Annotated in this window: 10 protein-coding genes; 5 read left to right on the top strand and 5 right to left on the bottom strand. The window is 67.7% G+C overall.

What is annotated here, in order from left to right:
- Positions 1 to 155: 155 nt before the first annotated feature.
- The 3 genes from B0T44_RS25235 to B0T44_RS25225 form a co-directional block, all read right to left on the bottom strand.
- Complete coding sequence (locus tag B0T44_RS25235; RefSeq protein WP_077115209.1) at positions 156 to 545, bottom strand: BlaI/MecI/CopY family transcriptional regulator; 390 nt, start codon at positions 543 to 545, stop codon at positions 156 to 158.
- 77 nt (positions 546 to 622) lie between these two features.
- Positions 623 to 1,480: an ABC transporter ATP-binding protein gene (locus B0T44_RS25230; protein WP_077115446.1), complete on the bottom strand. Its 858-nt coding sequence runs from the start codon at positions 1,478 to 1,480 to the stop codon at positions 623 to 625.
- Between the two features lie 32 nt (positions 1,481 to 1,512).
- Complete coding sequence (locus tag B0T44_RS25225) at positions 1,513 to 2,526, bottom strand: FecCD family ABC transporter permease (protein WP_081512695.1); 1,014 nt, start codon at positions 2,524 to 2,526, stop codon at positions 1,513 to 1,515.
- Positions 2,527 to 2,729: 203 nt separating this feature from the next.
- Between B0T44_RS25225 and B0T44_RS25220 the strand changes: the two genes are divergently transcribed.
- Positions 2,730 to 3,836 carry an RNA-guided endonuclease InsQ/TnpB family protein gene (locus tag B0T44_RS25220; RefSeq protein ID WP_077115211.1) on the top strand — a complete coding sequence of 369 codons (1,107 nt, stop codon included), beginning with the start codon at positions 2,730 to 2,732 and terminating at the stop codon, positions 3,834 to 3,836.
- A gap of 116 nt (positions 3,837 to 3,952) precedes the next feature.
- Here B0T44_RS25220 and B0T44_RS25215 read toward each other — a convergent pair whose 3' ends face one another.
- A complete protein-coding gene (locus tag B0T44_RS25215; protein ID WP_077115212.1) occupies positions 3,953 to 4,993 on the bottom strand; it encodes a FecCD family ABC transporter permease in 1,041 nt (346 codons plus the stop codon).
- 112 nt (positions 4,994 to 5,105) lie between these two features.
- Between B0T44_RS25215 and B0T44_RS25210 the strand changes: the two genes are divergently transcribed.
- The 3 genes from B0T44_RS25210 to B0T44_RS25200 all read left to right on the top strand — a co-directional run bounded on the left by B0T44_RS25210 (position 5,106) and on the right by B0T44_RS25200 (position 8,781).
- Positions 5,106 to 5,831 (top strand): hypothetical protein, encoded by a 726-nt coding sequence (locus B0T44_RS25210; protein WP_077115213.1) that lies wholly within the window; start codon positions 5,106 to 5,108, stop codon positions 5,829 to 5,831.
- A 222-nt stretch (positions 5,832 to 6,053) separates the two neighbouring features.
- Positions 6,054 to 6,443 carry a PaaI family thioesterase gene (locus B0T44_RS25205; protein WP_245839215.1) on the top strand — a complete coding sequence of 130 codons (390 nt, stop codon included), beginning with the start codon at positions 6,054 to 6,056 and terminating at the stop codon, positions 6,441 to 6,443.
- 118 nt (positions 6,444 to 6,561) lie between these two features.
- Positions 6,562 to 8,781, top strand: coding sequence for an MMPL family transporter (locus B0T44_RS25200; protein WP_081512694.1), 2,220 nt, complete (start codon positions 6,562 to 6,564; stop codon positions 8,779 to 8,781).
- A gap of 45 nt (positions 8,782 to 8,826) precedes the next feature.
- Here the strand turns inward: B0T44_RS25200 and B0T44_RS25195 are convergent, their stop codons facing one another.
- Positions 8,827 to 9,591, bottom strand: coding sequence for an SDR family oxidoreductase (locus B0T44_RS25195; protein ID WP_077115215.1), 765 nt, complete (start codon positions 9,589 to 9,591; stop codon positions 8,827 to 8,829).
- A gap of 150 nt (positions 9,592 to 9,741) precedes the next feature.
- Between B0T44_RS25195 and B0T44_RS25190 the strand changes: the two genes are divergently transcribed.
- Positions 9,742 to 10,309, top strand: a 568-nt coding sequence (locus tag B0T44_RS25190; RefSeq protein WP_139795356.1) for an ATP-binding cassette domain-containing protein, incomplete at its 3' end; no start/stop codon positions are given.

The raw sequence follows: 10,309 nt of genomic DNA, 5'->3' as shown, positions 1-10,309 counted from the left end.
GAGCACCAGCGCGGCCCTGGGCGTGCGGTAAGTCCACTTCGCCCGGCTGAGCAGCTCAGGGGCGGGGCCGGCGAGCAACAAAGCGAGACCAGCGAAAACCGGCGCGGTTGCGTTCATCGACTCAGCTCACTGCGTTGTGGGACCAGGGGTAGCGGTCACTGCTGCGGAGCAGTGCCCTCATCTGCTTCGAGCTTAGCGAGTGCCTCACGGAGCGCAGCCGCTTCGTCTTTGCCGACCTGTTCGACAAAATGCACCAGGGCGGCAGCGCGACTGCCCGCCTCCTCGGCCTGCTGCAACGCATCAACCATGAGACCGGCCACCAGCTCGTCGCGGGTGTGTACCGGAGCGTACCGGTGCGCGCGATCATCCCGCCGCTGAACCACCAGGTTCTTCTTCGCCAACCGCTGCAACACCGTCATCACCGTGGTGTACGCGAGTTCGCGGCGCGCCGACAATGCCTCATGCACCTGCCGGACCGTTTGTGGTTCATCGGTCGACCACAACTGGTCCATGACCGCTTTCTCGAGTTCACCAAGTCCTGCCATTCCTCAATTTTACGGGCTCAACGACGCTGTGGCGTACTACATGGCGTCGTAACTTTCCGGTAGCTGTGTGGTATGGCTCACGGGTTGGACGGGCCAGGGTCCGGTCCGCCTGCGGTACCGAGCACGTGCCGGGTGCCGATCGGCACGATCAGCGGCCGGTCCGACATCGGATCCTGCAGTACTGATGCCCGCAGTCCGAAGACGTCGTACAGCAGGTCGGCGTCGACGATCCCGGTGGGCTCGCCTTCGGCGATGATCCGGCCGTCGCGCATCACCACCAGGTGGTCGCTGTAGCGGATGGCCAGATTCAGATCGTGCAGCACCATCACGACAGTGCGGCCCAGATCGGCGTGCAGGCGGTCGACCAGGTCGAGCACCTCGAGGGAATGCGCCAGGTCCAGATAGGTGGTTGGTTCGTCGAGTAACAGGATGTCGGTGCCCTGGGCCAGGGCCATGGAAATCCAGGCCCGCTGCCGCTGCCCGCCGGACAGTTCGTCGAGGGGCCGGTCGGCCAGATCGGCGATACCGGTCTGTTCCAGGGCGGTACGCACCTCGGTTTCGTCATCGGCGGACCACTGCCGGAACCAGGACTGGTGCGGGTGGCGTCCGCGCGCTACCAGGTCGGCAACGGTGAGCCCCTCCGGAGCGACCGGCGTCTGCGGCAGCATGCCGACGATCCGGGCGACATCCTTGGTCTTCATGGTCGAGATCGCCTTGCCGTCGAGCACTACCTGCCCGCGCCGCGGGCGGAGCAGCCGGCCCAGCGAGCGCAGCAGCGTGGACTTACCGCAGCCGTTCGGGCCGATGACGGTGGTCACCACGCCCGGGGGGATGTCCAGGTGGAGGCCGTCGACGATCAGCCGGTCGCCGTAACCGAGGGTGATGTCTGAGGCGGTCAGCCGATGTGCCGAAGCCGTACCGGGCTTGCTGCGCACCGGTGCCAGGGACAGTCCGGTCTGGTCGGTTTTCACAGCGTCGCCTTCCGATTGATCTGAACGAGCAGCAACAGCAAGAACGGCCCGCCGATGGCGGCGGTCACGATACCGACCGGCAGATCGGCCGGGAACAGGCTGCGGGAGATGATGTCGGCGCCCACCACGATGACCGCGCCGGTCAACGCCGAACCGATCAGCGGTTCCCCGGGTGTGCGCAGCAGACTTCGGGCGATCTGCGGTCCGGCCAGACCGACGAACGCGACCGGCCCGGCCGCCGCCGTGGCCGCCGCTGCCGCTACCACCGCGGCGCCGATCAGCAGGGCCTGCTGGGTCTGGATGCGGACCCCCAGACCGCGGGTTGTGTCGGCGCCCAGACGCAATGCGGCCAGCGTTCGCGCCGACCCCACCGCGACAACGGCCACCAGCGCCAACGCGATCGCAGCCGGTATCAGGGTGGGGTAGGCCGCAGAATTCAACGATCCGGTCAGCCACAGCTGGGCGCGGGCAGCGTCCTGCAGGGTGGCGCGCGTGAGCAGCCAACTGATACCCGACAGCAGCACCGCATTCACACCGATACCGATGAGCACCAGCCGCAGTCCGGTCGCACCTGCCGCGCTGCCCGGGTTGCGTCCCCACGCGAGCAGATAGATCAGGACCGCGGTCAGCAAGCCGCCCATGCATGCGGCGAGTGGTACGCCGACGGTGGCGGCCAGACCACCGGCCGCGCCCCCGGTACCGACCAGCATTGCTACCGCGGCAAACCCGGCACCGGAGGTGATGCCGAGGAGATCGGGTGCCGCGAGGGGGTTGTGCAGGATCGACTGGGTGATCGCGCCTGCGATACCCAGTGCCGCGCCGACCACCACCGCGGTCAGCGCGCGCGGCAGGCGGGACTCGAACACGATGAACCGCTGCGCGCGGCTGCCGCCGCCTGCGAGCACGTCGAGTACCTGCCCGAACGAGAGCTGGGTGTCGCCGGTGGCGGCGATATCCACGCACAGCAGCCCGAACACCAGGGCCGCGAGCCCGACGACAACGGCCGCCATCGCCGGGCGCAGCACCAGCGACGCCGGCCCGACACGTACCGCGGCCGGTAACGACACTGTCCCCTGGGCGGACCGGTCACCACGTTTGCGTACCGACACGGTCACCGGTATGTCCCGAGGAAGCCCCCGGCTTCAGCCGCGGGGAGGAACCGGGACAAGAACACAGTTTTACACATTACTTCCTCCTGTGTAAGGTTGACCGTGTGAGGACGGCGTACAGGGTCCGGGCCTACCCGGATCCCGGGCAGGCGGCGCTGCTGCGTCGCACGTTCGGTTGTGTGCGCCTGGTGTGGAACAAGACCCTCGCCGACCGGCAGCGCCGCTACACCCTCGAACAGAGACCCACCTCCTACATCGAGACCGACGCCGCCCTGTCGGGATGGAAGAAGACCCCGGAGTTGGCGTTTTTGTCGGAGGTGTCGTCGGTGCCGTTGCAGCAGACGCTGCGGCATCAGCACGCCGCGTTCGCCGCGTTTTTCACAGGTGCCGCGAAATACCCTCGGTTCAAAAACCGGCATGGTCGCCAGTCCGCGCACTTCACCCGGTCGGCGTTCCGTATCAAAGACGGGGCGTTGTGGCTGGCGAAAACCACGGCCCCGTTGCCGGTGGCGTGGTCGTGGCCGGGTGTCGATCTCGCCGATCTCGACCCGTCGATGGTGATCGTGTCGTGTGAACCGGACGGGCGTTGGTTTGTCACCTTCGCGGTCGAACGACCCGACCCGGCCGCGCTTGCCCCAGCCGGGGAGTCGGTGGGGGTCGACCTCGGTGTCAAGGACTTCGCGGTCCTGTCGACCGGGGAGAAGATCGCCAACCCGGGTCACATGGCCCGCCACGAACGTGGCCTGCGTCGACACCAGCGGCGCTTGTCCCGGATGCAGAAGGGCTCGGCCAACCGCGCCCGGCAGCGGGTGAAGGTGGCGCGCAAACATGCCCGTGTCCGTGATGCTCGCCGCGACTTTCTCCACAAGACCTCCACCGGGTTGGTGCGCAGGTTCGACACCATCGCCGTGGAGGATTCGAACGTGTCGGGGATGGTGCGTCGCCGGAGTTCGGCGAAGTCGATCAGTGAACTCGGCTGGTCGGAGTTCCGGTCGATGCTGGAATACAAGGCCGAACGAGCTGGTCGCCGGTTCGTGGTGATCGACCGCTGGTATCCCAGCTCGAAAACCTGTAGCGCGTGCGGGCACCTGCTCGCGCAGCTTTCCCTCCGGACACGGCAGTGGACGTGTCCCGATTGCGGCACCCGGCATGATCGGGATATCAACGCCGCGAAGAACATCCTTGTCGCCGCCGGGCTGGTGGAGACGTAAAACGCCTGCGGAGGCGATGTCAGACCGCAAGGGTTCTCCCTTCGGCAGTCGCCGGTGAAACAGGAACTCCCGCAGGTGACTGCGGGAATCCCCCGCCTTCAGGCACGGGGAGGAAGTCAAAGGCTCACCAGCTTCCTACGTCGGACCAACGCGATGAAGAACGGCGCACCGAGCACCGCCAGCATCACCCCGACCTGCAATTCTCCTGGCCGGGCCACGATCCGCCCGGCAATATCGGCCGCTAGTAGCACCACCGCACCCAGCAACGCCGAATACGGCAGTAGCCAGCGGTAGTCCGGTCCGGTGAACACCCGGGCGATATGCGGCACGATCAGCCCGAGGAACGAAATCGGGCCGACCGCGGCGGTCGCCGCCCCGCACAGCAGCACCACGGCGGTCAGGCCGAGTGCACGGCTGCGGCCCACATGCACACCGAGTCCGCGCGCCACATCTTCGCCGAGGCTGAGCAGGTTGAGCCCGGGCGCGGCCACCAGCGCCAGCAGCACCCCCGCCGCGAGGAACGGCAGCACCTGCCAGAACACGTCGGCGTCGCGACCCGCGACCGCGCCGATCACCCAGAACCGGTAACTGTCCAGCGCGCTCGCGTCGAGCGTGACCACGGCATTGGTCAACGCCTGCAGGAACGCGGTCATCGCCGCGCCGGCCAGTACCAGGGTCAACGGCCCGCCGCTGCCGACCGACGACACTCCGAACACGATCAGGCCGGCGATCAACGTGCCCGCGAAGGCGAACCAGATGTACTGCTCCGGGGCGGTGAACGCGAACAGGTACATGCTCAGCGCGGCCAGGAACGCCGCGCCTGCGTTGAGCCCGAGCAAACCGGCATCGGCGAGCGGGTTGCGGGTGTAGCCCTGGATGAGCGCACCCGCCATACCCAGCGCCAGGCCGGTGACCAGCGCGAGCGCGGTTCGCGGCAGGCGCAGTTCGCGGATGATCTCTTCTTCGGTCGAGCGTGCCGCACAGCTGAACGGACCGTCGGGGCAGGACAGGGCGTGGCGGAGCGTGTCGAAGATCTCGGCCGGCGGCAGCGTCCGGGTGCCGATCGCGACACCGGCGATCAGCGCCACCGCCACGAGCGCGGCCAGCAGCGCGAGCCCGGTCAGGCGACGGCGCCGCACAGTCGGAAAAGTCGTCACGGCGACAACAGGCTCCTCGGTTGGTGCAGCATTTGCAACTCGAATCAAGTCTGGTAAGGCTAACCTATGTTTGCGGGGTCATCTCGCGAAGTGCTCATCCCGAGGAGGTTCGATGTCCGAACTCGCGACGATCCGCACATCTCGCCATTACGAGCCGGCGTTCGGTTGGGCGTGTTCGCGGCTGCGCGCACTGCAACCGGAGCATCCACGGGTCTATGCGCCCGCGGCGATGGCCGAGCAGGGCAAACGACGCTGGTGGCGGCTGGCTGACGGACTGCACGAGGGGCGGATCGAACTGATATACCGGCGGCATGCTGCCGAGATGATCAGCGCTGACGCGGCGGCGGAAGTTGTTGCCACCGCGTTGATTCACGCGGTGGTCGGCCGGGTGGTCGCCCTGCTGGTCGCAGAGGGCCGGGTGTGGGACCCTGGACTGGAGAATCTGTGGATCCACACCGACAACGACGGCGGTATCGACTGGGCGGGCCTGGTGGACACCACGATTCGCGTAGTCGAAGGTGATCGCCTCGCCGGTGGGGCCGGGGTGGTGGTGCTGCCCTGCGAGGAGGCCATGTACCTGTGGCTGGCGCACCGCTGCGAACCTGTGCTCACGCTGACTCAGGGCGCGCTGACCAGGTGTGCCGGTTTGAGTGCGCGGCGGTTCTGGGCGCTGGTTGGCGAATCCATTTCGGGTGCCTCGACGTATGTGCCTGATCTGGCGCGCACCGACCCGGTCGCAGGAATGCGCCGCGGTCAGGGGTTGATGCTGACTCTGGAGGAGCGGGGCCTGCCGGTACGCCGGAGTATCTTCCCGATGTCCGGTTGTCCAGTTAGGTAAGCCTGGCCTATACTCAATGCGGCGTACGGATCGCGCGAGCGTCCCGAGGGCTGCGGTGACCCCCGATCCCTTGCCGCGACGGGCTCCACTCCGGTGGAGCCCGTCGCTCTTTCCCGGCCCGTCGCGGGGGCCGCGTCCGGGTGCCGATGGTGTAAAGGTTGATCCATGACGCAACAGCAAACCGAGGCGCCGATGTCGCTCGCCGGTATCACCCCCGAACAGATGACGAAATACAGCGAGGGCACCTTCACCGACCTGATCGGCCTGCGTTTCACCGAACTGAGCGAAGACCTGGTGCGCGGCGAATGGACTGTGACACCCAAGCTGCACCAGCCCGCGGGCATCCAGAACGGCGGTGTGCTGTGCACCGTCATCGAATCGCTGGCCAGCACCGGCGCCCAGGTCTGGTACGGCGATCAGGGCGCGGTCGTCGGCGTACACAACAGCACCGACTTCCTGCGTGCCGTACGCGAGGGCACCCTCACCGCCGAGGCCACTCCGATCCACCGCGGCCGTCTTCAGCAGCTCTGGCAGGTCGTCGTCACCGACGAATCCGGTCGTCAGATCGCGCGCGGACAGGTGCGTCTGCAGAACCTGCCGCATCGCTCCTGACCTGCCTCGAAACTCTTCTGGCTCAGACCCTTTCCCCCGGTGTTGCTACGATCGCGCGGGCGTCGGCATAGGCGCCGGTGGCGCACACCGGTTCGGCCCGCCGCCAGGAGTGAGAGGGATGGCAGTGTTCGGACGGTTCGCACTGACCAAGCGGGGTAGCACACAGCTGCTCGCCGTGTTCGGGGTCCTCGCGGTGGTGATGGGCGTGCTCAGCTCCACCTTGTTCGACAAGGTGCAGGGCGGCGGTTACATCGACCCGGGCAGCGAATCCAGTCAGGCCACCGAGGTGCTGGCCGAGAAATTCGGGCAGGCCCCACCGAACCTGATCCTGCTGGTCGACGCGGGAGGGCCGATCGACGACGAGGAAACCGCCGACGCCGCAACCGGACTGGTCGCAGACCTGAAGGGCGAAGCCGACGTCACCGGCGTCACCTCCTATTGGACCGACCAGCTTCCTGCGCTGCGCAGCGCCGACGGACGCAAAGGCCTGATCGTGGCCAGCATCCTCGGCAGCGAAGCCGAAGTGGACCGCCGCGTCGGCGATATCGCCGCACGTTTCGAAGGCAGTCACGGGCCGCTCGAGGTACGGGTCGGCGGTTACGCCATGCTGCTGCGCGAAACCGTGCAGCAGAGCGAAAAAGACGTCGTCCTCGGTGAATCCATCGCCTTCCCGATCACCCTGATCGCGCTGCTGTTCGTCTTCGGCGGCCTGGTCGCGGCGAGTCTGCCGCTGATCGTCGCCGTGGTCACCGTCATGGTCACCATGGGCACGCTCTGGCTGATCGCGCTGGCCGCAGATCTGGCCGCCACCGCGACCAACGTCGCCACCCTGCTCGGGCTGGGCCTGGCCATCGACTACAGCCTGCTGATGATCAACCGTTACCGCGACGAACTGGCCACCGGTGCCGACCCGGGACCGGCGGTAGCCGCCACCATGCGCTCGGCGGGCCGCACCGTCGCCTATTCCGCGGCCACGGTGGCCGTCGCGCTGTGCGGGCTGCTGTTCTTCCCCTTGCTCGCAGTGCGCTCGATGGGGTACGCGGGCCTGGCCGTCGCGGTGATCGCGGCGACGGTCGCGCTGACCGTGCTGCCCGCGCTGCTGTTCCTGGTCGGCACCCGTATCGACAAGGGGCAGCTGGGCTGGTTCTTCCGCGCCCCGCGGCCCGCGCCAGGTGAAGGGTTCTGGCATCGGCTCGCCACCGCGGTGATGCGCCGCCCTATCCCGATCGGCCTCGCCGTCGCCGTGCTGCTGCTGGTGCTCGGCACTCCGTTCCTCGGGGTAAAGCTCGGCTTCCCCGACGAACGTTCCCTGCCGGAATCGATGAACAACCGCCAGGTCACCGAGGCGATCGCGCGCGATTTCACGGTCACCGACCAGAGCGGACTGTTCCTGGTGCTGCCCGAGGGCGATGACGGCCTCGACGCCTACGCCCGGCAGCTCTCCGATATCGACGAGGTGCGCCGGGTCGACACCGCGACCGGCAGCTACGCCCACGGCGGGATCCTCACCCAACCGGGTGAACAGCACGAACAGTTCGCCGCCGACAACGCCGCCTACCTGTCGGTGGTGCCCGCCACCACCGATCCGGTGGTGCTCGACCGGATCGTCGAGGAGGCGCGCGCCGTACCGAGCCCGTCGCGGGTGCTGATGGGTGGGGTGGCCGCGGCCAACGCCGATGCGATCGACGCTGTGCTGGACACCCTGCCGCTGGCGCTGGGCGTGGTCGTGGTGGTCATGCTGGTGGTGCTGTTCCTGTTGACCGGAAGCGTGGTGTTGCCGCTGCTGGCGATCGTGCTCAGCGTGCTGAGCCTGACCGCGACCTTCGGTGCGCTGGTCTGGATCTTCCAGGACGGGCATCTGTCCGGGCTGCTGAACTTCACCGTCACCGGCGATCTACCGCCCACTGTGCCGGTGATGCTGTTCGGCGTCGCGTTCGGCCTGGCCATGGACTATCAGGTGTTCCTGCTCTCGCGTATTCGGGAGGAATACGACCAGACCGGTAAGAACGACGTCGCCGTCGCGGTCGGCCTGGAACGGATCGGGCGGATCGTGACCGCCGCGGCAGTGCTGATCTCGCTGGTGTTCCTCGGGTTCCTGGCCTCCGATATCACCTTCATGAAGGCGTTCGGTATCGGGCTGCCGCTGGCGGTGCTGGTGGACGCGACGCTGGTCCGGGGGTTCCTGTTGCCCGCCGCGATGAAGGTCCTCGGCGACTGGAACTGGTGGGCGCCCGGCCCGCTGCTGCGGCTCTACGACCGTTTCGGCCTGGACGAAGGGCCTTCGGTGCACGCTTCCGTACCGCAGGACGACGACTGGCGTCAGCCGCTGAAGGTGTGAGCGACATCGGGGCGGGCCGGTCGGACCGTCCGCCCCGGTGCGTGCTCAGATACCGCCGGTGGACAGCAACCCGCCGTCGACCCGGATGGTTTCGCCGGTGATCCAGGCGGCCTCGTCGGAGACCAGGAACCCGATCAGCCGCGCCACATCCTCCGGGGAGCCCAGCCGCTTCATCGGGTAGACCGCGGCGGCGGTCTCCTCCCCTGCGGAGTACAGCGCGTCGGCGAACTTGGTTTTCACCACACCTGGTGCGACCGCGTTCACCCGGATCTTCGGACCCAGCTGCCAAGCCAGCTCGTCGGTGAGCCGGATCAGCGCTGCCTTGGACGCGCCGTACGCTGCGAGCACCCCGGTGGACCGGAGACCGGCCACACTGGCCACATTGACGACCGCGCCGCCGTGATCGCGCATCCACGCCCGATACGCCTCCTGCACATACCCGAGCGCGGCGACCACATTGACATCGAAGATCTTGCGCACTGCGTCCAGATCGGCATCCATCAGCGAGCCGAACACCGGGTTGATACCGGTGTTGTTGATCAAGATGTCCAGCGAACCGAACTCCGTCACTGCGCGGTCGACCGCGGCGGCACGGGCCTGCCCGTCACCGGAGTTGCCCGCAAGCGCGACGACCTCGCCTTGGTGTCCGAGCTCACGCAAGGTTTTCGCGGCCTCATCCAGCGGTTCCGGTTTCCGCGCGGTGATCAGCACGTTCGCGCCGCGACGCAGCAGTTCAGCCGCCACCGCATGCCCGATGCCCCGGCTGGCACCGGAGACCAGCGCGCTCTTGCCCAACAGATCCGTACCCATGTGCAGGCAGGTTACGGCAGTTGGCTGGGTAGGCGCTTGCCGGGGCCGGTGCCTGCAGCCGGGTAAAATCGGTGGTTCTTGTGCGCGGCGCGCCGCACAATCGAGCAGCGAGCCGACGAACGCCCCCAACCATGTGCTGAGGAGAAATCTGTGATCACCGCGACCGACCTGGAGGTCCGGGCCGGAGTACGCACCCTGCTGTCGGCACCCGGCCCTGCGCTGCGGGTGCAGGCGGGGGACCGGATCGGGCTGGTCGGCCGCAACGGTGCGGGCAAAACAACCACGCTGCGCATCCTCGCCGGCGAAGGCGAACCTTACGCGGGAAAGATCCTGCGGTCCAGTGATATCGGTTACCTGCCCCAGGACCCCAGGGAAGGCGACCTGGACGTGCTGGCCCGCGACCGCGTGCTGTCGGCCCGCGGCCTGGACCGCCTGCTCCGGGATATGGAAAAGCAGCAGGCGGTGATGGCCGAAGTCGCCGACGACACCGAACGCGAACGAGCCGTGCGCAAATACGGCAGGCTGGAGGAACGGTTCGCCGCGCTCGGCGGCTACGTTGCCGAAAGCGAAGCCGCTCGCATCTGCCACAGTCTCGGCCTGCCCGACCGGGTGCTCGACCAGGCGCTGCGCACCCTGTCCGGTGGTCAGCGTCGCCGAATCGAATTGGCACGCATCCTGTTCGCCGCCTCCGACGGCAGCGGCGGCCGCTCCGATACCA

Source organism: Nocardia donostiensis (assembly GCF_002081715.1).
Taxonomy (GTDB): Bacteria; Actinomycetota; Actinomycetes; order Mycobacteriales; family Mycobacteriaceae; genus Nocardia; species Nocardia donostiensis.
This window is presented reverse-complemented; position numbering and strand designations above follow the sequence as displayed.

Bases quoted from the DNA above. Each gene is read 5' to 3' on its own strand.
- B0T44_RS25235 (WP_077115209.1), bottom strand. From the start codon at position 545: ATGGCAGGACTTGGTGAACTCGAGAAAGCGGTCATGGACCAGTTGTGG.
- B0T44_RS25225 (WP_081512695.1), bottom strand. From the start codon at position 2,526: ATGGCGGCCGTTGTCGTCGGGCTCGCGGCCCTGGTGTTCGGGCTGCTG.
- B0T44_RS25210 (WP_077115213.1), top strand. From the start codon at position 5,106: ATGTCCGAACTCGCGACGATCCGCACATCTCGCCATTACGAGCCGGCG.
- B0T44_RS25205 (WP_245839215.1), top strand. From the start codon at position 6,054: ATGACGAAATACAGCGAGGGCACCTTCACCGACCTGATCGGCCTGCGT.
- B0T44_RS25200 (WP_081512694.1), top strand. From the start codon at position 6,562: ATGGCAGTGTTCGGACGGTTCGCACTGACCAAGCGGGGTAGCACACAG.
- B0T44_RS25195 (WP_077115215.1), bottom strand. From the start codon at position 9,591: ATGGGTACGGATCTGTTGGGCAAGAGCGCGCTGGTCTCCGGTGCCAGC.